The 23,676-nt window shown below is 42.6% G+C and carries 20 protein-coding genes and 1 pseudogene; 18 read left to right on the plus strand and 3 right to left on the minus strand.

The window, feature by feature from the left end:
* Window positions 1-54 precede the first annotated feature (54 nt).
* The 5 genes from puuE to MTX11_RS03480 all read left to right on the plus strand — a co-directional run bounded on the left by puuE (window position 55) and on the right by MTX11_RS03480 (window position 4,212).
* Window positions 55-1,017: an allantoinase PuuE gene (gene puuE / locus MTX11_RS03460; protein ID WP_243474369.1), complete on the plus strand. Its 963-nt coding sequence runs from the start codon at window positions 55-57 to the stop codon at window positions 1,015-1,017.
* A 143-nt stretch (window positions 1,018-1,160) separates the two neighbouring features.
* Window positions 1,161-1,664 (plus strand): 2-oxo-4-hydroxy-4-carboxy-5-ureidoimidazoline decarboxylase, encoded by a 504-nt coding sequence (gene uraD, locus MTX11_RS03465; RefSeq protein WP_004729754.1) that lies wholly within the window; start codon window positions 1,161-1,163, stop codon window positions 1,662-1,664.
* Complete coding sequence (gene uraH / locus MTX11_RS03470; RefSeq protein ID WP_243474370.1) at window positions 1,661-1,981, plus strand: hydroxyisourate hydrolase; 321 nt, start codon at window positions 1,661-1,663, stop codon at window positions 1,979-1,981. The genes uraD and uraH overlap by 4 nt, the downstream gene beginning before the upstream one ends.
* A gap of 30 nt (window positions 1,982-2,011) precedes the next feature.
* Complete coding sequence (locus tag MTX11_RS03475) at window positions 2,012-3,370, plus strand: nucleobase:cation symporter-2 family protein (protein ID WP_180038837.1); 1,359 nt, start codon at window positions 2,012-2,014, stop codon at window positions 3,368-3,370.
* Window positions 3,371-3,498: 128 nt separating this feature from the next.
* The gene (locus MTX11_RS03480) at window positions 3,499-4,212 is read left to right on the plus strand and encodes an outer membrane protein OmpK (RefSeq protein ID WP_004280255.1); all 714 of its coding nucleotides are present in this window, start codon (window positions 3,499-3,501) and stop codon (window positions 4,210-4,212) included.
* Window positions 4,213-4,270: 58 nt separating this feature from the next.
* On the opposite strand, the gene MTX11_RS03485 is transcribed toward MTX11_RS03480, so the two are convergent.
* Both MTX11_RS03485 and alc read right to left on the minus strand, forming a co-directional pair.
* Window positions 4,271-4,768: an ureidoglycolate lyase gene (locus tag MTX11_RS03485; protein ID WP_243474388.1), complete on the minus strand. Its 498-nt coding sequence runs from the start codon at window positions 4,766-4,768 to the stop codon at window positions 4,271-4,273.
* Between the two features lie 12 nt (window positions 4,769-4,780).
* Window positions 4,781-5,785 carry an allantoicase gene (gene alc, locus MTX11_RS03490; RefSeq protein ID WP_243474371.1) on the minus strand — a complete coding sequence of 335 codons (1,005 nt, stop codon included), beginning with the start codon at window positions 5,783-5,785 and terminating at the stop codon, window positions 4,781-4,783.
* A 209-nt stretch (window positions 5,786-5,994) separates the two neighbouring features.
* Between alc and hpxO the strand changes: the two genes are divergently transcribed.
* Entirely contained in the window at window positions 5,995-7,152 is a 1,158-nt protein-coding gene (hpxO, locus tag MTX11_RS03495) for an FAD-dependent urate hydroxylase HpxO (protein WP_243474372.1), read from the plus strand.
* Between the two features lie 81 nt (window positions 7,153-7,233).
* Here hpxO and MTX11_RS03500 read toward each other — a convergent pair whose 3' ends face one another.
* Complete coding sequence (locus MTX11_RS03500; protein WP_243474373.1) at window positions 7,234-8,157, minus strand: LysR family transcriptional regulator; 924 nt, start codon at window positions 8,155-8,157, stop codon at window positions 7,234-7,236.
* Between the two features lie 278 nt (window positions 8,158-8,435).
* On the opposite strand from MTX11_RS03500, the gene MTX11_RS03505 reads away from it, so the two are divergent.
* The 12 genes and pseudogenes from MTX11_RS03505 to MTX11_RS03560 all read left to right on the plus strand — a co-directional run bounded on the left by MTX11_RS03505 (window position 8,436) and on the right by MTX11_RS03560 (window position 23,671).
* Window positions 8,436-9,491: an aromatic ring-hydroxylating oxygenase subunit alpha gene (locus tag MTX11_RS03505; protein WP_243474374.1), complete on the plus strand. Its 1,056-nt coding sequence runs from the start codon at window positions 8,436-8,438 to the stop codon at window positions 9,489-9,491.
* A gap of 714 nt (window positions 9,492-10,205) precedes the next feature.
* Window positions 10,206-11,306, plus strand: coding sequence for a BMP family ABC transporter substrate-binding protein (locus MTX11_RS03510; RefSeq protein ID WP_243474375.1), 1,101 nt, complete (start codon window positions 10,206-10,208; stop codon window positions 11,304-11,306).
* A 119-nt stretch (window positions 11,307-11,425) separates the two neighbouring features.
* On the plus strand, window positions 11,426-13,027 hold the full coding sequence (locus tag MTX11_RS03515; protein WP_243474376.1) for an ABC transporter ATP-binding protein: 1,602 nt from the start codon (window positions 11,426-11,428) through the stop codon (window positions 13,025-13,027).
* 41 nt (window positions 13,028-13,068) lie between these two features.
* Complete coding sequence (locus tag MTX11_RS03520; protein ID WP_005246413.1) at window positions 13,069-14,166, plus strand: ABC transporter permease; 1,098 nt, start codon at window positions 13,069-13,071, stop codon at window positions 14,164-14,166.
* Between the two features lie 33 nt (window positions 14,167-14,199).
* Complete coding sequence (locus MTX11_RS03525; protein ID WP_243474377.1) at window positions 14,200-15,120, plus strand: ABC transporter permease; 921 nt, start codon at window positions 14,200-14,202, stop codon at window positions 15,118-15,120.
* A 43-nt stretch (window positions 15,121-15,163) separates the two neighbouring features.
* Window positions 15,164-16,537: an amidohydrolase family protein gene (locus MTX11_RS03530; RefSeq protein WP_243474378.1), complete on the plus strand. Its 1,374-nt coding sequence runs from the start codon at window positions 15,164-15,166 to the stop codon at window positions 16,535-16,537.
* 448 nt (window positions 16,538-16,985) lie between these two features.
* On the plus strand, window positions 16,986-17,993 hold the full coding sequence (locus tag MTX11_RS03535) for a DUF1852 domain-containing protein (RefSeq protein WP_243474379.1): 1,008 nt from the start codon (window positions 16,986-16,988) through the stop codon (window positions 17,991-17,993).
* Between the two features lie 45 nt (window positions 17,994-18,038).
* The gene (locus MTX11_RS03540; protein ID WP_243474380.1) at window positions 18,039-19,082 is read left to right on the plus strand and encodes a methionine synthase; all 1,044 of its coding nucleotides are present in this window, start codon (window positions 18,039-18,041) and stop codon (window positions 19,080-19,082) included.
* A 92-nt stretch (window positions 19,083-19,174) separates the two neighbouring features.
* On the plus strand, window positions 19,175-19,669 hold the full coding sequence (locus MTX11_RS03545; RefSeq protein WP_005246437.1) for a flavin reductase: 495 nt from the start codon (window positions 19,175-19,177) through the stop codon (window positions 19,667-19,669).
* A 251-nt stretch (window positions 19,670-19,920) separates the two neighbouring features.
* A pseudogene (locus MTX11_RS03550) lies at window positions 19,921-21,187 on the plus strand (MgtC/SapB family protein).
* A 125-nt stretch (window positions 21,188-21,312) separates the two neighbouring features.
* Complete coding sequence (locus tag MTX11_RS03555; protein ID WP_243474381.1) at window positions 21,313-22,998, plus strand: phosphoethanolamine transferase; 1,686 nt, start codon at window positions 21,313-21,315, stop codon at window positions 22,996-22,998.
* Window position 22,999: 1 nt separating this feature from the next.
* Window positions 23,000-23,671 carry a response regulator transcription factor gene (locus tag MTX11_RS03560; RefSeq protein WP_071850710.1) on the plus strand — a complete coding sequence of 224 codons (672 nt, stop codon included), beginning with the start codon at window positions 23,000-23,002 and terminating at the stop codon, window positions 23,669-23,671.
* Window positions 23,672-23,676: the final 5 nt, after the last annotated feature.

The raw sequence follows: 23,676 nt of genomic DNA on the forward strand, positions 1-23,676 counted from the left end.
CTTATCACGCGTATAGAAAATTGATCATTTACTCAGAATCGACAAGGAATTGATGTGACGACTAGCTACTTACGCGGACAAGAACTTATTGACAGCATTCGCAGTGCACCTTATTCGCGTGACCTGATTGGCTATCATGGTGAACCACCAAAAGTGCAATGGCCAAACGGCGCGCGTGTCGCGGTACAGTTTGTACTGAATTATGAAGAAGGTGGTGAAAACCACATTGAACATGGTGATACAGGATCAGAAAAGTTTTTATCTGAAATCATTGGTGCTGCCAGCTTTCCAGATAAACATATGTCGATGGATTCGATGTACGAATATGGTTCACGTGCAGGCTTCTGGCGCATTCATCAGGAGTTCCAGAAACGTGGTTTGCCGATGACCATCTTTGGAGTCGGCATGGCCTTAATACGTAATCCTTATGTGGTCGAGGCGATTAAATCAGCCCATTATGATGTCGTTTCACATGGGCAGCGCTGGCTACATTATCAGGACATGCCGCTTCAACTCGAACGCCAATATATGGATCAGGCGGTCAGCGTTCTGGAAAGCCTGTTTGGTGAAGCACCGATCGGCTGGTATACCGGTCGGGACAGTCCGAATACCCGTCAACTTCTGGCTGATTTTCCTCAAATCAAATATGACGCTGATTACTATGGGGATGACTTGCCATTTTGGAGCACCTTGACCAATCAGGCAGGGGAAACACGTTTGCATTTGATTATTCCTTATAGCCTGGATAGCAATGACATGAAATTCAGTTCACCTGGCGGTTTTAATAGCGGGGAACAGTTTTATCAATATCTCAAAGATGCTTTTGATGTGCTCTATACCGAAGGTGAAACTGCGCCAAAAATGCTGTCGATTGGCATGCACTGCCGTATTTTAGGACGGCCGGGACGTTTTAAAGCACTACAAAAGTTCCTAGATTATATTCAGAATCATGACAAGGTCTGGATTTGCCGCCGTGGGGATATTGCCGAGCACTGGTATAACCATCATGCGCCATAATCATAAAATATATTGGAAAAGATCATTTTAGATGCTCTTTTTTGAGTCATGTACTTTATAAAAATAACAAACACATCAGCTTTGGCACTGTTATTGCAAAACCAGTTTTAAATAACCAAGCAATATAATCAGGCGATTGAATAGTGCAACTTGTTGAATTTAATCAAGCATCAACAGAAGATGCGATGATCTTTTTAAAGCACTGTGTGCAAATACCCAGCTGGTCGACCGAGCTTGCCGCAAAACGTCCTTATGCATCGCTTGAGGATATTTTGAATGCAGCGCAACAACAAGCGGCGACCTGGAGTTGGGATGAGATTAAAACTGCACTGGATAATCATCCCCGTATAGGTGAAAAACAGGCACAGGCTGAATTAAGTGAAATAGAAAAAGACTTTTCCCATCGTGAACAATCCGGTATTACAGCAGATAAAGATACCCAGCTCGCTCTACTTAAAGGCAATCTTGCCTATGAGAAAAAATATGGGTTTATCTTTCTGATCAAAGCCGCTGGATTGAGCAGTGAAGACGTCCTTCAAGCCCTGAACTATCGTTTGCTAAATGACCCAGAGATTGAGAAACGTATTGTCCATCATCAACTGGCAGAAATTGCCTTGTCACGACTGGCTCAGGAGCTTCATGCATGATTAGCACGCATATTTTAGATACACATCTGGGAAAACCTGCGACAGACGTGGTCATTCGACTTTTTGCTGAAGACGGTCGCCTGATTAGGGAAGCAAAAACCAATGCAGACGGCCGCGTCAGTGATTTCGGCATGACCGAGTTTAAAGCGGGTGCCTATAGTCTTGAGTTCTTTACATCTGTATATTTTGAAGGTTTGGGTTTAGAAACTTTTTTTCCTAAAGCAGTTATTCATTTTTATGTAAAAGATGCATCACAGCATTTTCATATTCCTTTACTGATCAGCCCATTCGCGTACTCCACATATCGCGGAAGCTGATTTTAGCTTTTAACTTTGAGGGTGAGAAAAATGACAGAACAAAGTAAAACAATATCACCTGAACATGAATATTTAGGTGCGGGAAAAAGTGCAGCTTATGGTTTGCAACACGTACTGACCATGTATGGTGGAATTATTGCACCACCTTTAATCGTGGGAACAGCAGCCGGCCTAGAAGCTTATCAAATTGGATTATTGATTGCGGCGGCGCTATTTGTCGGTGGTTTAGCCACAATTTTGCAAACCGTTGGGGTGAAATATATCGGTGCAAAACTACCTTTGGTGCAAGGGGTTTCTTTTGCCGGTGTCGCAACGATGGTGGCGATTGTGACTACAGGCGGTGGTTTGCAAGCCGTCTACGGTGCAGTCATTGTCGCATCATTGATCGGTTTTTTCCTCGCACCTTATTTTTCCAAAATTATCCGTTTCTTTCCACCAGTCGTGACCGGTTGCGTCATTACTATCATTGGTTTGTCTTTATTGCCGGTGGCAGTCCGCTGGATGATGGGCGGCAATCCCAAGGCACCAGAATGGGGAAGTGTCGAGAATATTGGTCTGGCATTGATGACCTTGGCTTTAGTAATTTGCCTGAATTTGAGCCGACAGGCCGCTATCCGTCGCTTGTCTATTCTTCTAGCAATTGTTTTAGGTTCAGTACTGGCCTATTTATTCGGTTTTGGTGATTTCTCTAAAGTTGCGACTGGGACATGGATTCAGGTACCTAGCTTCTTCGCCTTTGGACTACCGACTTTTGAGCTCACAGCCATTATTTCCATGCTCATCGTTACTCTCGTGATTATGACCGAAACCACAGCAGATATCATTGCAGTGGGTGAGATTGTAGGTACCAAAGTGGATGCGGATCGTATCTCGAATGGCTTGCGTGCCGATATGTTATCGAGTGCGATGGCACCGGTTTTTGGTTCATTTATGCAAAGTGCTTTTGCGCAAAATGTCGGCTTGGTGGCGATTACCGGAATTAAAAGCCGATTTGTGGTCGCTGCGGGTGGCATGATTTTAGTAGTGCTGGGTTTACTGCCCATTATGGGACGTTTGATTGCTGCCATTCCTGTACCGGTATTAGGTGGTGCAGGTCTGGTACTTTTTGGAACAGTCGCTGCAAGCGGGATTCGTACCTTGGCTAAAATTGATTATAACGAGCAAAAAAATCTCATCATTGTTGCGACCGCTATTGCAGCCGGCATGATTCCCATTATTGATCATTCCTTTTATGCCAATTTTCCAAAATGGGTACAAACCTTGTTTCATTCAGGCATCAGCTCAACCTGCTTAATGGCCATTTTACTCAACCTGTTGTTCAATCATCTGAACTTATTTAAAAATAAAAGTACAGCAACTACAGAAATTGTGGCAAAGCTTCCACATTAGAAAATTTAAACCAGAATGAAAACAGTCCAGGAAAATGGGCTGTTTTTTTTATCAAAAATTAAAAATGTTGGCTTTGTTTTTGCTTAATTCAGAATGTGATTCTTTCATTCCATTGGGGACCCTTATTTATGAAATTCACTCAACTTACTGCTGCAACATTACTTGTATTGGGTGCGGCATCCGCACAGGCAAAACCGATCTGGCAAGACTTCAGTGTCACCGGACTTTATGGAGAAAACTATGAGGTGGTCGATGAGAAACAGGCGACTGCGACCTTTGAATATACGGCAAAAGTAAAATATGCAGATGTCTTCTTCTTCATTGACCGTATGCGCGGTGCAGATGACTTTAAATCAAGTTATTTTGAATTTTCACCACGTTTGAGCTTGGGTGAAGTGTCGGGTCAGAAGCTTGCCTTTGGTCCGGTTAAAGATGTACTGGTTTCAACGACCTGGGAAGGTGGAGAGGGTTTTGATAACTTCCTGTACGGCGTAGGTTTCGATCTGGATATTCCATATTTCCGTTATGCCAGCATTAACCTTTATCGCGTGAATAATGAGAATATTGATGATGATTACCAGTTGACACTGACCTATGGCGTGCCAATTAAACTGGGAACTGAAGAATTTCTGGTGGATGGCTTCTTGGACTGGTCTACAGAAGAAGATACTCATGACAGCGAGATGAACTGGACCACCCAATGGAAATGGAATGTCGGTAAACACATTTCTCCAGACACCAATTTATATCTGGGGATTGAACATTCTATCTGGAACAACAAATTCGGTATCCCAAATGCCGATGAAAATAATGTCAGTGCTTTAGTGAAATATCACTTCTAGGCAAAGTGATGAAGAAATAGATTAAAAGCCCTGATAAAAAGGGCTTTTTTTAATACGCTTAAAATACGATCTGGATGTTTTCAGGAAAAGGATGAACATCACAGTTTGACCCATTGCCTATACGATCCACTACGACAAACTCACTGGGTGCCTCAAGGGTCAATAAGGGATGATGCCAGGTTCCGGCACGATAATTTATCCCTTGAGAACCATCGCTGATAAATGCCTGAATCTGACTGAGATCAGGTTGAGCATGATCAAATGCAGGAGAAACCACAATTAAAAATTGCTGGCCGTGCATCGGAATAAAAGCCTGTGATCCCAGAGGATGTCTTTCCAGCATCGAGATATGAAAGGGAATTGCCGTGGCTTGCATATTTCTAAAAATACTCAGTCCAACCTTGGCATCACTTTCTACTTCAGACAGGGCATGATAACGCTCAGTCTGCTGCTCATTGATATGAAAAAAATGATTACCCTGACAGGCAATCACTTCTCCAAAAGGCAGAAAACTTTCCGTGCTTAAAGGCTGTATTTTTATACTTTGCATATGCATGCTATTCATCATTTAGGCCACTTTTCCCCAGAGCCGAATCCGGCTAATCCCGCCATCGGGAATCATATTGACGCGGATGTGGGAAATTTTTTCGTGTTGTAAAATCTCATTGATGTAATGATGAATATGATCCATTTGCATAGGCTGGGCTTCTAACAAAAAAGGCCAGAACATACTTTGTGGAATAAGTTGCTCATCGGTTGCATCCTTAACATAGATGGCTTGAATAGAAACCTCGGCAGGGAAGTTACCTTTAAAATGGGCGGTATCAATTTCAATTTTCTCGATTTGGGCACTGGCGCCTAGAGCCAAAATGCACCAGTCAAATCCTGGGGCACGGCGACGTTTGGTTTCCCAGCCATCGCCCATGTTAATGCCACGCCCCGGATTAATCAGATTGCGTGGATGTCCAAAATGCGCATCGCTATAGGCAACGACACGGCCACCATGTTCGAGTGCCAAGACATCCAGCACTTGATCATGATCTTGCAGATCGATTTTTACCTGGCCATAGACCTTAAAGCGTGCAATCCCCCCGTCAGGATAAATATTCAAACGGACATGGGTAAATATCTGTTTTGCTGAAATCTGAAAAATATGATGTTGGCTGGGTCCCAGGACATTATTTTCCAGAATGCTGATCCATTCTGCCTGATCAAGATTTCCATCTGGCGCATAACATGCTTGCACAGCAGCAGAGGCCGGATAATTGCCGCTAAAAAAAGTCGTATCAATATCGAGTGCCTGTATTTGACCCGCAACAGCAAGTTTAATGATGGCCCAATCATAGCCCGTGTGGCGCTTGCGACGGGTTTCCCATCCATCCATCCATTTGCCATGCTCATCAAACTTGTCTTCGATAAAGACCGGTGCCTCAAATTGCAACATGCGTTTTGCTTCAGCAAAAAACTCATCTGAACATTCAAGAATTTCTGCGCCAATTCGGGCATCTGCAAGGTTAGTTAACTGCTGTACTGGAGCAGGCAGATCAAAAATTGGAGCTAATAAGGTCGCCATCTTAAATTTCCATCATCATTGTTATACGTCACATGAATATGCACTTTTATAAACCCAGATTTGATTCTGTATTTATAAAACAAAACATTGAAGGAATTTAAAAGCACAGCGTATGCCAACTCTTGCTATTTTTTTAGTGCATTTTTTTCAGGATGGCACGTTTTTAGCATTTTAGCTGGCAATGAAGATGAAATAGCCAGGAGGAATAGATGGAGATTGCAATTATTGGGGCAGGCATGGGCGGATTAACCACAGGAATTGCACTAAAAAAGTTCGGACATCGGGTCACCATCTATGAGCAGGCAGAACAGATTTTACCTGTCGGTGCTGCAATTTCCTTGTGGTCAAACGGGGTGAAGTGTTTGAACTATCTGGGCTTAACTGAACAGGTAGCAAAGTTAGGTGGCCAGATGAATGACTTAGCCTATATCGATGGTTTGAATGGCGAGGTCATGACGCAGTTTAGTTTGGCGCCGTTAATTGAAGAAGTCGGTCAACGTCCATATCCGGTATCGCGTGCTGAATTACAAAATATGTTAATGGATGAGTTTGGCCGGCAGGATATTCAGCTCGGTAAAAAAATGGTGTCTATTGAGGATAAGGGGCAACACGTTGAAATCGGTTTTCAGGATGGCAGCACTGTTTCTGCAGCATTATTGATTGGCGCAGATGGTACCCATTCCATGACGCGTCAGTATGTATTGGGCAAACAGGTTGAACGCCGTTATGCTGGCTATGTGAACTGGAACGGACTGGTTGAGATCTCTGAAGATTTAGCGCCCGCACAGCAGTGGACCACTTTTGTCGGTGAAGGCAAACGCGCTTCACTGATGCCTGTGGCAGAGCATCGCTTTTATTTCTTCTTTGATGTGCCATTGCCCGCAGGTCTGGAGAATCAACGTTCGGAATATAAGATCTTATTAAAGCAATATTTCTCTGGCTGGTGCTCCCAGGTTCAGCGCTTAATTGACAGTATTGATGAGCAGAAAACCAATCGTGTCGAGATCCATGATATTGAGCCTTTTACCCAGTTTTATAAGGGCCGTGTGGTAATTTTAGGGGATGCAGCACATAGCACCACACCGGATATCGGGCAGGGAGGTTGCCAGGCAATGGAAGATGCGGTCTATCTGGCACGTGCCTTACAAATTAATACGCTAGGTCTGGAAGATGCCCTGAAACGCTATCAGAATAAACGTAATGAACGCGCCAATGAATTGCTGCTACGTGCACGTAAGCGTTGTGATGTCACGCATATGAAAGATGAGCAAATTACCCAAGACTGGTATGCAGACCTACGTAAAGAGCAAGGCGCGCATATTATGAAAGGCATTATTAGCAATATTGTCGGTAATCCATTGGATTAAAAACAGTTAATTTCAGCATTAATATTGAATAAAAGCCGCGATTTTGGCCATCGCGGTTTTTGTTATTTAAATATGAAAATACTACAGTTGCTGCACCTTGCTTTTTAAGGCTTCCATTTGTTCAATCATATGTTTAATCATCAACTGGGAAACGCGTGAAATCTGGCGTCTAGGCGCTACACAGAGAGCAATGGTCAGCGGATGCAGCCCTTTTTCAGAGATAGGTTTAAAGACCACTTCATCCCGCTCTACATACGGTAAAACATCGAGATAACTAAAAATCCCAATCCCGGTATTCGCCTTAATGAGAGTATTCATCAGGCGGATATCATTCGATTCCGTTTTACGTACAGGTATAAATTGATGATGTTTATACAGTGCTTGTACATAATCATGAATAATCAGGGGTTCGGCCGGAATAAAATGGTTGTCATTCAAGGTATCTGAAAAATAAATCTTTTCTGCTTGAGCAAGAGGGTGTGATTTACCCATCACAAAACCTAAAGGTAGTTCCAGAAAATGGAGGACTTCAATATGTTGATGGGATTTCGGATTCAGGATCAGGCCAAAATCCAGATCTGCCTCAATCACTTTTTTGGCTACGATTTCACTGTCTGCGACCCGGATATTAAAATTAATCCAGGGATAATTTTCATACATATATTGCACGGACTGCATGACAAAACCATCATTTAAGGCAGAAATTAAACCAAATTCGATGGTCCCACGCGTAAGCCCCTGAATTTCATCAAAGCGAATCCGGGTTTGCTGGAATTCTTTTTGCCATTTTATAACATCGGCATAGAGTAATTCGCCCGCCAGTGTCAGTTTTAAACCATTGGGCAAGCGCTCAAATAACATAATTCCCAGTTCTTCTTCAGCCAGAGCAATTTGCCGATGTACTGCAGACACGGAAATGAATAATTGATCTGCGGCCTTGCGTAAACTTCCCGTTTTCGCCACCGCGATAAAATATTCTGAAAATCGGGAAAAAGGCGTATTCATCAATTTAGTCAAGCAAGTACCACCGTTTATTTATATCAATATTTGAGATAAACGTGTTTATGCGAGTTTTATGCCAAAGAAGGCAGCTTTATTCGGCAAGTACATTTGTACATGGTTGATGTGTTCTAATTTTAAGAATGAATAGTACGAATCATTCTAATAGACAGAATGACAATAAATTAAGTAATTTCAATCATAAGCAAAGCCAAAATTGCACAGTTCTGTATTGTTCAAGGCCTGTAAAAAGAGACCATCCACAGTAAGAATATAGGTTTGATATGAACGCCATTCCAGTCATCAATTTATTCAACAAACCCTGCTATAGCCAGTTTGATGATCAGGACTGGGACATTCTGGCTCGTCACTGGTATCCGGTTGCACGGATTCAGGACGTTTCTACCCAACCGCAACAAGTAACCCTGCTTGATGTCAAACTTGCACTGTATAAAACAGACAGTGGTGCAATTCACCTGGTTCGTGATCTCTGTCCACACCGGGGCGTACCCTTAACCAAAGGCTGGGTTTCGGGTGAAAATCTGGTCTGTCCTTATCATGGCTTACACTACAATGGCCAGGGAAAATGTATCAAAATTCCTGCACAACCCGAGCTGACCAACATTTCTGAGCGCTTTTCTCTGACCAAATTTCCAGTAGTGCAAAAATATGGCTTGATCTGGACCAGTATTTTTGGCCGTGACGAAGCAAAAGCCAATTTTCCTGTTTTAGATACCTGGGAGATGCCAGATCATCAGGCAATTTTACCGCCGTTTGTGGATATTGCCGGTTCGAGTGGCCGTCAACTGGAAGGCTTTATTGATGTTGCACATTTTGCCTGGGTTCATCAGGGTTCTTTCGCAGATCCTGAAAATCAGGTTGTACCCAAATACACGACAGAACGTACAAATTACGGCCTGCATACCGAATATGTCAGCAGTGTCAGCAACTATCCACATGGTATGCAAGATCTGGCACCGGAAGGCTTTTTGTGGAAACGTGTATTTGATGTCTATCCACCGTTTTCTGCGGTGCTAACTGTACATTTCCCAGAACAGGGACAATTAAAAATTCTCAATGCCTGTTGTCCGGTCTCACACAATAAAACCCGTTTATTTGTACCACTGACACGCAACTTCGATACCACAGGAGATTTACAGGCGGTATATGACTTCAATGCACAAATTTTTGCCGAAGATCAGGACATGGTAGAAAGCCAAAAACCTGAAGAATTACCGCTCGATATTTCTATGGAAGCGCATTTTGAAGCAGATCGCTCTTCAACGACCTATCGTCGAATCTTAGCCGAGTGGGGATTAAGTAAACGTTATATTGTCTAATATATTTTAAAATTTAAAAATATGGATTAAATTTTAAATAGAAACCCTATATTTCAATATAGTGGTTTTTATTTATATTATTTTTGAATGATCAAAATATTATTTATATGTCCTTATTTCTTAATTAAAATTGATTAATATTTTCAAAATTTGGAAATTAAATAAATCAATCCAGGCAAGCTCCGATTAGAGATTTCCAACCTCCTTCAATGAGGAGAGAAAATAAAAATATCTACAGAACATCATCCTTTCGGCGTATTACAAGCTAAACCTAACTATAAAAAAACTATTAATATATTTAAATATTAATGATTTATATCTAAAAAAATCCCATTCCCTCAATGAGTCTCAATACCTGATTCTATCATCTACATTTATCTTTGCTCATGAAAAATATGAAGCTCCAATTAAAAAAGGAATGCACAAATTTAAGGCATTTTATTTTATCTCACCACTTATAAGAAAAAATAAAAAAATCCTTCCATCAAATTAAATTTTAGGGTCAATTATAAAATTATTATTTATAAATTTAATAACAGTACGCTCTTATTAAATAAAAAACAAAAATATCTTTTTAAAAACCCTATTTTTATTATTTTTTATAAAAACTGGAATGCTTATTGCTAATTATATATTGGACAGACTGAGCGCATTTGAGTGAAGTCATTTTAAAGCATGTGTTGTATGACACAGAACAACCAAGAGCAGAATAGAATGAAAGAAAAAAATAGCTTGAAAACCGGATTGAAAAAATTGGTAGGGGTGTTAATGGCAAGCGGTGTAATGAGCATGGCCGCTGTCGCGAATGTTCTGGCCCAAGATAAAGCCGCGTTTGTTTATATTGGTCCAACCAGCGACCATGGCTGGACTTATTCTCATGATCAAGGCCGGATTAAGGCTGAAAAAACCCTCGCAGGAAAATATAAAACCTCTTATATCGAAAATGTCCCTGAAACAGCAGATGCCGAACGTGTGATCCGTAACCTGGCACAACAAGGCAATAAAGTCATTTTTGCAACCTCGTTCGGTTATATGAATGCGATGGAAAAAGTATCCAAGCAATTTCCCAATACAGTATTTATGCATGCAACCGGTTATAAGCAGGGCAAAAATTTAGGGGTCTACGATGTCCGTACCTATGAAGGCGCTTATATGCTGGGTGTGGTCGCAGGGCAAAAAACCAAAAATAATGTATTGGGCGTAGTCGCGTCTTTTCCGATTCCTGAAGTTATCCGTAATATCAATGCCTATACCCTCGGTGCACAAAGTGTAAATCCAAAAATTAAAACCAAAGTCATTTGGGTGAATTCATGGTTTAACCCGGGCAAAGAACGTGATGCAGCCTTGGCTTTGATTGCTCAAGGCGCAGATGTGCTGATGCAAAATACCGATTCTCCAGCAGTGGTACAGGCGGCTGAACAAAAAGGTGTCTTTGCTTTTGGCTGGGATTCTGACATGAGCAAATTTGGCCCTAAAGCGCATCTTGCTGCATCGGTTTTACATTGGGAAAAAATTTATACTCCGGTAATGACGCAAGTCAGCAAGAAAACCTGGAAACCAAGTGCAATGTGGTATGGCGTAAAACAAAAAGCCGTCGATATCGAAAGCTTTAGTCCTTCAGTGTCGGCAGCCTCTAAAGCAAAAGCGCTCAGCGTACGTGATGGCATTTTAAAAGGCACACTGCATCCATTTACCGGCCCGATTCATAAACAGGATGGTACATTGGTCTTGGCAAAAGGCAAGCGCCTAGATGATGCGGCACTAAGTAAAATGAATTACTACGTGAAGGGCGTAGAGGGTTCATTACCGAAATAAAGCTTTGCCATTTTGCAATTAAAAATCTTTAAACACTTTGATGTACTTTTCTGCATCCATTTGCATGCATGACAACCATCGATGGATGCTGAATTGCTACGGCATGGAATAGGGCACTGATGATGACCTCTCAACACGATAGATCTGCTCATGCGCAAGAGTTGAATGCACGTTCTTCTTCAGGTGTACCGCGTTTACAGCTCATCAATATCTGTAAAAGTTACAATTCATTGAAAGCGAATGACCAGATACATTTAACCGTTCAACCCGGACAGATTCACGCCATCTTGGGTGAAAATGGCGCCGGCAAAAGTACCCTGATGAAAATCATTTATGGGGCAACCAAGGCCAATCAGGGACAAATCCTCTGGAACGGTAAAGAAGTTCATATTGATAACCCGTCGATGGCAAGAAAACTCGGGATTGGCATGGTCTATCAGCATTTCTCTTTATTTGAAACCTTGACCGTGGTGGAAAATATTTTGCTGGGACTGGATGAAAAGATTCATTTAAAAGTCCTCAGTCAAAAAATTATTGAAGTCTCAGAGCAATACGGTTTACCCATTGATCCACGCCGCGAAGTACATTCTTTATCGGTAGGTGAACGGCAACGCGTCGAAATTATTCGCTGCCTTTTGCAAAATCCCGCTTTAATTATTTTAGATGAACCGACCTCGGTACTGACGCCACAAGCGGTGCGTCAACTGTTTAAAACCTTGCGTTTATTGGCCTCCCAAGGTGTTTCGATTTTATATATCAGTCATAAACTACATGAAATTAAAGAGCTCTGTGATGAAGCGACCATCTTGCGCAATGGCCGTGTGACCGGAAATGTTAATCCCAAAGACAACAGCACCAGTGATTTAGCGCGCTTAATGATTGGCCGTGATTTACCGACCTATGTACGCCCTGAATATACAGGTGAAAAACAGATCTTATTCCAGGTCGAGAATCTGGATTATCAGTCCGACGACCCATTTGGTGTGTCGCTGAAAAATATCAATTTAAATATTTGTGTGGGTGAAATTGTAGGAATCGCCGGGATTTCTGGCAATGGGCAAGCAGAATTACTGTCTTTATTGTCGGGCGAAAACAGCCTGAAATATGGCCGGATGGTTCTGAATCAAATCGATATTTCCCAATTCAGTCCTGGACAACGGCGTGACTTGGGTCTGGGCTTTGTACCTGAAGAACGTCTGGGCCGAGGAGCAGTCCCGAACATGACGCTGTCCCAGAATGCCTTGCTGACTGCATTTCGGCAGAATCTGACGCAATGGGGATTAATCAAGTTTTCACAATGTAAGCTTTTTGCCCAGCACTGTATTGAAAAATTCGGAGTGAAAGCCAGTGGCCCAGAGGCAGAAGCACGTTCCTTGTCCGGTGGAAATTTACAAAAATTTATTGTAGGCCGGGAAATTCTGCAAAACCCGAAATTCCTGATTGTGGCTCAACCGACCTGGGGCGTTGATGTGGGCGCGTCCATGTTTATCCGGCAAACCCTGATTGATCTCTCTCGACAAGGTGTTGCCATTTTGGTGATTTCAGAAGAATTAGAAGAGCTGTTTGAAATCAGTGATCGTCTCTGCGTGTTGGCCAATGGTGAACTATCTCCAGCGATACCTACTCATGAAACCAATACTGAAAATGTTGGAATCTTGATGTCAGGCATTCCAGGCCATGACACTGCGATCATAGTAGAGGAGCAGCAAGCTCATGCTTAATATAACAAAAAAACAAATATACAGGTTGAGAGGAGAGCGACATGCATTTACTGGAACCGCGTGAACATCCCTCTCAAATCATGAAGTGGCTTTCACCGCTCATTGCGCTGCTAGCCATGCTGATTGTCGGTAGTATTCTGTTTTTAATGTTGGGGATTAATCCCGCGCAAGCCATGTACATCTTCTTTATTGAACCGCTGACATCCTCTTATGGTTGGAGTGAACTGGCAGTCAAAGCCGGACCTCTGATTCTGATTGCCTTGGGGCTGACGGTCGGATTTCGAGCCAAATTATTCAATATCGGTGCTGAAGGTCAGCTCACCATGGGCGCGATTTTTGGCGGTGGTATTGCGATTTTATTTCATGATCACATCGGCTGGTGGATTCTCCCGTTAATGATCGTTATGGGCGCACTTGGTGGGGCACTCTGGGGTGCAATTCCTGCCTTACTGAAAACCCATTTTAATGCTGAAGAAACCCTGACCACCCTGATGATGAATTATGTCGCAGTATGTGTGTTGCTATACCTGGTCAATGGTCCTTGGCGTGATCCGGAAGGGATGAACTTCCCACAATCGGTGGTTTTTAGTGAGAGTGCGACGCTGCCATTCATTGTAGAAGGCACACGCATTAATGCCTCTATTTTTATCACTTTTTTTGCAGTTCTCCTGTTCTGGGTTTTTATGCGTAAAAGTCTGACGGCCTATAAACTGGAAGTCAGCGGTCAGGCACCTTTAGCTGCCAAATATGCAGGTTTTTCTTCCTCCAAAGCGATCTGGATGAGTCTGGTGATTTCCGGAATGATGGCAGGTATTGCCGGAATCTGTGAAGTGGCTGGACCTATTGGTCAGCTGAATCCGAACCTTTCCCCAGGTTATGGCTATGCAGCGATTATCGTGGCGTATTTAGGTCGTCTCAATCCAATCGGCATTGTGCTGTCAGGCTGTTTTATGGCGTTGATTTATCTTGGCGGTGAAATGGCACAAATGCAGCTACAGCTTCCGGTCGCGATTACCGGTATTTTCCAGGGCCTGCTGTTGTTTTTCCTGTTGGCTTCCGATGCATTGATTGAAAACCGTTACCGTTTTAGCAAAAAAATGGCGTCACCTGTCCCTCAGCCCACAGCAACCACCCTTTAACCCAATGTTGTCTACAGCAAAAGGAAGCATGATATGGCTTTAGAAATAACTGCAATTCTTGCAGGTACTGTTGCGGCAGCAACACCCCTGATTTTCGCAGGTCTGGGGGAATTGATCACACAGCGGACTGGTGTGATTAATCTTGGAGTAGAAGGGATGATGCTGGTCGGTGCAATTGCAGGTTTTGCTTTTGCTGCGCAATATGATGCCAGTGTATTAAGTGCCTTATTGATGGGTGGTCTGGCAGGCATGCTGATGGCCCTGATTTTTGCCTTTTTTACCTTGTCTTTAAGTACCAATCAATCCGCGTGCGGTTTGGCTTTAACCATTTTTGGACTCGGTATCTCTGCATTTTTGGGACAGAACTACGTCAGTATGGCTTTACCGGGTCTGGCTAATTTTAATATTCCACTATTAGCGGATATTCCAGTATTGGGTCCGATTTTGTTCCAGCAAAACTATGTGGTTTATCTGTCAATCTTGGTCTTCTTTCTGGTGTGGTTTGTCTTGGCCAAAACCCGTTTGGGCTTATTGCTTAAAGCAGTCGGAGAATCACCGGAAAGTGCGCATGCCATGGGTTATCACGTGTTGGCGATTCGTTATGGCGCAGTGCTATTTGGCGGTTTGATGGCAGGGGTTGGCGGAGCATTTTTATCGACCGTATATACCCCGATGTGGATTGAAAATATGGTGGCAGGCCGCGGCTGGATTGCCATTGCACTGGTAGTATTTGCGGTGTGGAAACCAACACGTTTAATGCTCGGCGCTTACCTGTTTGGGGGCGTAACCATTTTGCAATTTCACGCCCAGGCGCTTGGAATCAAGGTGCCGAACGAGCTGCTTGCCGCATTGCCCTATATAGCCACCATTGTGGTACTGGTCATGATTTCACGGAATAAAAAAGTACTCAAAATGAATTTGCCATCTTCTTTAGGCAAAACCTTCGTGCCATAACCGCAGCCATTCATCATAAATAGAATAGATTTGAGTATAAATCATGAAAATTTTAACAGCTTCCTATGTTCTTACCATGAACACGCAGAATGAATGTATTAAAAATGGCGCGATACTGATTGATGGTGACAAAATAAAAGCAGTGGGTACATTGGCACAGTTAACCCAATGCTATCCAGAGGTGCTCATTGAGGATTACCCACAAACGATCCTGATGCCGGGCTTGATCAATAGCCATTGTCATTCCGGTTTATTGCGTGGCACGGCAGAAGGGTTACCGGTTTGGGATTGGTTACAGCAGTATATTGATCCGATGCACCGGGTGTTGACACCCAATGATGCGAAGATTGCTTCTTATTTGTGTTATGCCGAAGCACTTTTGTCGGGAACCACCACTATTGTCGATATGTGGCGCTATATGGACGGAAGTGCTGAAGCTGCGCAAGCGTTGGGAATTCGTGCCGTTCTCGTACCCTATGTCGCAGAACATCCGGATCACAATTATTTTGAAACCTTAAAAAGTAATGAGGCTTTAATCAACCGTTGGCATCAGCAGGCGAATGGACGTATTCAGGTTTGGGTAGGTTTAGAGCACCTGTTTTATGCTGAAGCTTCAGCATTAAGCCGTATTGAGAAACTTTGTCAGGATTATCAAACCGGTTTTCATACTCATAGCAATGAAAGCCAATTTGATGTACAGGAAAACCTGCGCCGTTCAGGCATTCGCCCGATTGAAAGTCTGCAAAAGCTAGGCTTGCTAGATCTGCCTAAAACCCTGTTGGCACATTGCGTCTGGGCAGATGCAAATGAAATTCAGATTTTAAGGCAACATGCGGTCGGTGTCGCCCATAACCCGATTTCCAATATGAAATTGGCCTCCGGTGCAGCCCCTGTGGTTGAAATGCTACGCCAAGGCATTGCGGTGGGTCTGGGTACTGATGGAGAAAAAGAAAACAATAACCTGGATCTATTTGAAGAAATGAAAACGGCATCATTATTGGCAAAGTTTTCGAATTTAGATGCGGCCGCCCTGGATGCCTGGTCAGTCTGTCAAATCGCTACGATTACAGGAGCTAAAGCCTTGGGTATGCAAGATGAAATTGGTTCATTGGAAGTCGGTAAACAGGCTGACCTGATTGCCGTGAAATTGGATACACCGCGGATGACCCCGTTGATTGATCAAGGAAAATTATTTAATTTGCATACCAATTTAGTCCATGCAGTTCAAGGCCAAGATGTCGTGATGACGATGGTGGCGGGACAGACTGTGGTTAAAAATGGCCGTTTGATCAATGCCGATTTACAGGCTCTAATTGATCAAGTGAATCAGGCGGCGCCACGCTTGTTTGAACGTCGTGATCAGTGGTTTGCAAAGCAGGGGCAAACGGTGAATGAATTACAGCGGGAAGAATTTTAAGATTTACGTGGGGGTTGAGGTTATTCATTGATAGTGGGGTGACCTCAGACGCCTTTCTAACGAATGATTTAAATGAAATTAAACAGAGTGAATAGACTGATATTTTCTAATCTTTAGATGAGTTTCATTCATTCACTTCTAAATTGCATCTAATAAGCTATAAAACCATTCTTTGAATTTACCCCTCAATTTCATCCACTTAATATTCGATAGAATTTATCTTAAGTTATTAATATTCATTATTTTATCATCTATTAAACCCTAAAATTTCATAGAAAAAATCTTTCATATTTTTCTTCATTAAGTGATCTTGATATCTTAAGAACAACCAATCATGAGTAATATTCACTTTTCATTGAGTTTAAATCATTTTTATTCATCTTAAGGTTCACGTATAACTAGGCTTATTCAGAAATTTGGTTATTAGAACTTAGGGTAGTGAATCACAATGAGTAAAAAGTTTGCATGTTCAATTAAGCGCATTCGTTTTGACGAAAACTATCAACCTGCAGATAGCACACGTCTGACGACGAACTTTGCCAATTTGGCACGTGGCGAAAGTCGCGAACAGAATTTGCGTAACACTCTACGAATGATCAATAACCGTTTTAATGCATTGGCACATTGGGATAACCCAAAAGCAGATCGTTATTCAGTTGAAATCGATATTATTTCAGTTGACCTGGATATTGAAGGAAATGGCAAAAAGTTCCCTGCAATTGAAACTTTAAAAATCACGATTATTGATCATCAAACCAATCAGCGTATTGATGGCATGATTGGCAACAGTTTCTCGTCTTATGTCCGCGATTATGATTTTAGCGTGGTACTTCCTGAACATATCAAGAAAAATCCAGCCTCGACCAAGCCAGAAAATTTTGGTGATTTACACGGCAAGCTTTATCAATATCTCGTCAGTTCTGAAGTATTTAAAGCAGAATTTAAAAAACAGCCGGTGATTTGTTTGAGCGTTTCGACCTCGAAAACCTATTACCGTACAGCGAATGTGCATCCTGTATTGGGTGTGGAATATAAAAATGATGAGTATTCACGTACCGATGAATACTTCGCCAAAATGGGCTTAACCGTCCGTTATTTCAAACCTGAAAATGGTGCTGCACCTTTAGCATTTTATTTCGCAGGTGACTTATTACGTGATTATACCGATCTGGAGTTGATCAGTGCGATCAGCACCATGGAAAGCTTCCAAAAGATTTACCGTCCTGAAATTTATAATGCGAATTCTGCTGCGGGTCAGGTGTATCAACCCAGCCTTGAGTACCCAGATTATTCATTGACTCAAATTGTGTATGACCGTGTTGAGCGTGGTCAATTGGCAGTGAAGCAAGGGAAGTGGGCGGAAGAACACTTTATCCAGCCTTATAAAGACATTCTGGAGCAATGGGCCGCAGAATTCACAATCAAAACTACTGCTGACCAAGAACGCGCTGCTTAATACACAACATTATTATTTTACGAATATAGAGATAGAAGATTAGACATGGCACTTTTACAACCTAAAAAGCTACTCCCAACATCAACTGCTGGCAGCTTACCGAAACCGTCTTGGCTAGCAGAACCTGAAAAACTTTGGTCACCCTGGAAATTGGAAGGCCAGGAATTATTGGATGCAAAACAAGATGCACTGCGTTTGTCACTGCATGAACAACAGCAGGCAGGCATTGATATTGTCAGCGATGGTGAACAAACCCGTCAGCATTTTGTGACGACATTTATTGAGCACCTTGAAGGCGTTGACTTCAATCAGCGTGAAACGGTCAAAATCCGTGACCGTTATGAAGCGAGCGTTCCATCAGTCGTGGGTGAAGTTTCTCGTCAAAAACCTGTCTTTGTTGAAGATGCCAAATTCTTACGTTCTCTCACAGATCAACCGATTAAATGGGCACTGCCTGGTCCAATGACCATGATTGATACGCTATATGACGGTCACTACAAGAGCCGTGAAAAACTGGCTTGGGAATTTGCCAAGATCCTGAATCAGGAAGCTCGCGAGCTTGAAGCGGCTGGCGTGGATATCATCCAGTTTGATGAACCTGCATTTAACGTGTTCTTCGATGAAGTGAATGACTGGGGTGTGGCAACTTTAGAGCGTGCACTTGAAGGCTTGAAGTGTGAAACTGCGGTACACATTTGCTATGGTTATGGTATTAAAGCCAATACCGATTGGAAAAAGACCTTAGGCTCAGAATGGCGTCAGTACGAAGAAGCATTTCCGAAACTGCAAAAATCAAAAATTGATATTGTGTCGCTCGAATGCCATAACTCACGTGTTCCGATGGATTTGATCGAGTTGATTCGTGGTAAAAAAGTCATGGTCGGTGCGATTGATGTCGCAAGTAATCAAATTGAAACAGCTGAAGAAGTGGCAAATACGTTGCGTAAAGCACTTCAGTTTGTGGATGCAGACAAACTCTATCCATCAACCAACTGTGGCATGGCACCACTTGGTCGCCAAGTGGCTCGTGGCAAACTCAATGCACTCAGTGCAGGTGCTGAGATTATTCGTCAGGAATTATCTCGCTAATTAAAGTGAATCCATGATGCTTTTAAAAGATTGAAAGTATCATTTGAGTGATATAACGCTCTTTATAAAAAGCTGAATATTGGAATACGGTGATGGTTGAAGCGACAGACTTTAGAAACGCAATGTCTTTATTAACAAGTGCAGTGAATGTAGTGACCACGATGGGCGATTCAGGTCGTCATGGTTTTACTGCGTCTGCCGTGTGTAGCGTGACCGATACACCACCGACATTGTTGGTTTGTATGAATAAATCATCGCGTTCTTATATCAACTTTGTTGAAAATAAAGTGCTGTGCGTAAATGTACTCAGTGCAGATCGAGCGCATCTTTCAAATGTTTTTGCATCTTCAAAATTCAGTTCTGAACAACGATTTGAACAGGGTGAGTGGACTGAATTAGAAACAGGTTCTCCTGTACTTCAAGATGCACTGGTGAGCTTTGATTGTGAAATTGGGCAGATCCAGGAAGTTGGTACACATACGATTTTGATTTGTCCGATTGTTGCCATTCAACAGAATCAGGAAGATCAAGCCCTGGTTTATTTTAATCGTGCCTATCATCAGGTTGGGGAAACAGAGTCTGTCTAATCCTGGAGCTGATGTAGGATTAAAATATTTTAGATTTAAAACCTGATTAACTTTTTTAATTTTGATTAAAATGGTCTACTAAGAATAGGGAATTATGTAAACCATAAATAAGGATGAATGGCAGACTGATCCAATAATTTACAGCTATCTATAGCCCAGAATTTAAAGATACAGCGGTTAAATTGATGGGCTGCTTTAAAAAACTGTTTATATACTAAAAATACGCACTGTCACTGGATGACACAAGGTGAATGCTCTTGAATATGCTTTTGCAAAGTTTATCTTTTCAGGAATTACTGACCATCATGCTGTCGGCATTAGGCTGTGGGCTTTTAATTGGACTTGAGCGTGAACGTCATAAAAACAATAACCATGAGCAGAGTTTTGCAGGATTAAGATCATTTACGATTACAGCTTTATTGGGTGCTTCATGTTTCCTTTTGCATCTCTATATTGGAGTAATAGGAACCGTCGCGGTCAGCCTGTTTTGTGTGTATAGCCTGTTTCAACAGAAGCAGGATATCGGCTCTACCACTGAACTGGCTTTTTTGATGACCTATATCATTGGCGCTATTTGTGTGTGGAATATCCCACTGGCTGCAGGGATGGCGGTTCTACTTACGATCATCCTGATGGGCAAACAGACACTGCATCAATTTGCCGGAAAAACGATCCAAAGCTATGAGTTAAGAGACGGGCTACTTTTATTGGCTTTGATATTGATTGCGTTGCCGGTCATGCCCAATAAGCCCTTGTGGGGCGCCGTACTGAACCCCCTATATCATCCTTAAACTACTCATTTTAATCTTGATTGTGCAGTCCATAGCACATGTGGCAAAACGAATCCTGTCCAATGATAAGGCGCTTATTTTATCTGCCTTAGCCTCGGGATTTGTCTCCAGTACGGCCACAATTGCCAGTTTGGGCATGCAAGTCCGATCCGGGCGGGCCAGTGCAAAATTAAATGCAGGTGCTGGATTGATCTCCTGTATTGCCACCTTATTACAGCTTTTGCTGATTGTTCTGGGAGTGAGCGTAGAATGGTTCAAGTTCCTGCTGATTCCGAGTTTGGTAGGGATCGGAATTTTATGTATTGCTGCTGGATTCTTGATTTATCGAACTCCCCAAGCGGATAACAGTACGACCATCAATGAAATACAAGAAATTGATAGCCGGATGTTCAGTATCAAAGAAGCGGTAATTATTGCGGTCAGTTTAACCTTAATCCAGGCAGGGATTTACGGCGCGAATCTTTTACTGGGGGATAGCGGCTTAATTTTAGGAACTTTTTTAGCCTCTTTATTTGAAGTGCATGCTGCTGTAGCAGGTGTAGTGATACAGGGAAATCCTCACAACCAGACTTTAATTTATGCGGTCATGATTGGACTTGCGGCACATGCGGTGTCTAAAAGTATCAATTCTTTTGTGACCGGGGGATGGAAGTTTTTTCTGTATTTTGCGCCTAGCCAGATTCTACATATGTTAGGACTTATCTTTATTCTTCTGAGTTTGAAATAAAGAAGAGCTGGTTTGCATATATTATGAAATGATCCAATCATTTTAAGTCATTTTAAGTCATTTTAAGTCATTTTTAAGATTCAGATTCTAGGCTAAAGCATCTTAAAGTCTTTGAGCCATGGATCATGCTGAAGCTGTTTTCCCATTCGTCTTTTTTTAGTCAGCGACCTAAAAAGTCGATCAGTCTTTCAGGCTTCAATATGTTACTGGCTATTTGGCTGGGATTGACCCTAAACTTTGCTTTCTATCAGAAAATTCATGAATTTACGCCTTATGCCAATCTGAAAGCAGGTCTGTTACTGGCCGCTACGGCACTGATCATTATTGCGTTTTACAATCTGGTACTACAGTGGCTGAACTGGAAATGGAACGCCAAAATACTGGCCAGTGTCCTGATCATTCTGGGTGGTTTTAGTGCTTATTTTGTCAATAGTCTGGGGGTCGTTATTACTCCGGATCAGATCCAGAATATGCTGCAAACCGATGCCCGCGAAGTTCGTGATCTCTGGTCAATGCGACTGGTCATCTGGACACTGGGGTTTGTAATATTTCCACTCGGCATCGTCTGGATGCTTCAAATTCAGCCTGTATCGCTGGGGCGTAAAATCTTACAAAAAGGCTTGAGCAGTGTAGTCTCACTCGGACTGATTCTAGGTTTAATGTTCTGTTTCTATATCGATTATGCGGCCATCTTCCGCGAGCATCGTGATCTGAAGGGAATGCTTTCTCCACAAAATAGCATCGCGTCCACCTTGTCCTATTATAAAAAGAAAGCACCTAAAGCGAATTTACCTTTGGTGGCTTTTGGCGAAGATGCTCATCTGTTACAGCAGGCCCAAATGCAGGATCATCCCAAATTGATGGTGCTGGTTGTTGGAGAAACTGCACGTGCCGAGAGTTTTGCTTTAAATGGCTATGCGCGCAATACCAATCCTGAACTGAGCAAGTTAGCGGTGATTAATTTTAGTCAAGTCAGTTCCTGTGGCACAGCAACTGCCGTTTCAGTCCCGTGTATGTTTTCGGGCATGTCACGTGAAACCTATGATGAACAGCTCGCCAGCCACCGAGAAGGTTTGCTGGATATTGCCCAGCGCGCCGGATATCAGGTGACCTGGATTGATAATAACTCAGGCTGTAAAGGTGCCTGTGACCGGGTACAAAAGTATCAGATTCCGGCACAACTGAAACAGAAGTGGTGTGATGCTGGTGGTGAATGTTTTGATGAAATTCTGGTAGATAGCCTGAAAGATTATCTGGCGCATCTGGATAAAAATAACCAGAAACCGCAGTTAATTGTGCTGCATCAGATGGGCAGTCATGGCCCCGCATATTTCAAGCGTTCCAAAGCGCCGTATCAGCCATTTCAGCCGACCTGTAATAGCAATGCCATTCAGGGCTGTAGTACAGAAGAATTAAAGAATAGTTATGATAATTCGATTGTATATACAGACCATGTTCTTGCCCAGATCGTTGAAACTTTAAAGCAGCAAACTCAATATCAAACCGGTTTCTGGTACCTGTCTGATCATGGAGAATCCACCGGAGAGCATGGTTTATACCTGCATGGTGCACCTTATAGTATGGCGCCGACCCAGCAAACCCATGTCCCGATGCTGATGTGGTTCTCCGATGCCTGGAAGCAGCAGAATACCCAGCAGGTCAGCTGTCTCAAAGGACAGACCGAACAGGCCCGTAGTCAGGATCATCTTTTCCCCAGCTTATTAAGTTTACTGGATATAAAAACGCAAGTGACTGAAGCTAAAAATGATATGCTTGCACAATGCTCACCATCATTAAAGAACAGAGCTTGAAATGCATAAAATACTGATTATTGAAGACGACTTTATGATTGCCGAGTCGACTGAAACATTGCTCAAGCTGCATCAGTTTGATGTGTACTGGGTCAATAATGGGATTGAGGGTTTAAAACAGTTACAGCAGCAGGCATATGATATTGTCCTGCTCGATTTAGGCTTGCCGATGATGGATGGCATGCTGGTGCTAAAAAATATCCGGCAGAAGTTTCCGAATTTACCGGTGCTGATTATTTCTGCCCGGGATCAATTACAAAACCGGGTAGATGGGCTGAATCAGGGAGCAGATGACTATTTAATCAAGCCTTATGAATTTGACGAGTTGCTGGCCCGTATTCATGCCTTAATACGCCGTAGTGGTTTAAAAAATACCGGGATAGATACGAATAAGAAATTATCACACAGCGGTTTGGAACTAGATCTGGAGCAGCATATCGCTCTGTTTAATGGACAGGCTATAGAATTATCCAACCGGGAATGGTCCATCTTAATGGCCATGTTAAATCATCCGAATAAAATTTTTTCCAAGAATGATCTGGAAGACAAGCTTTATGACTTTGATAGTGATGTCAGTAGTAATACGGTAGAAGTCTATATCCATCATCTGCGGGCAAAATTAGGAAAAGACTTCATCCGTACCATACGTGGGCTAGGATATCGTTTAGGATGAGCACC

It is taken from the genome of Acinetobacter lwoffii, assembly GCF_022809915.1.
In the GTDB taxonomy this organism is placed as follows: domain Bacteria; phylum Pseudomonadota; class Gammaproteobacteria; order Pseudomonadales; family Moraxellaceae; genus Acinetobacter; species Acinetobacter lwoffii_M.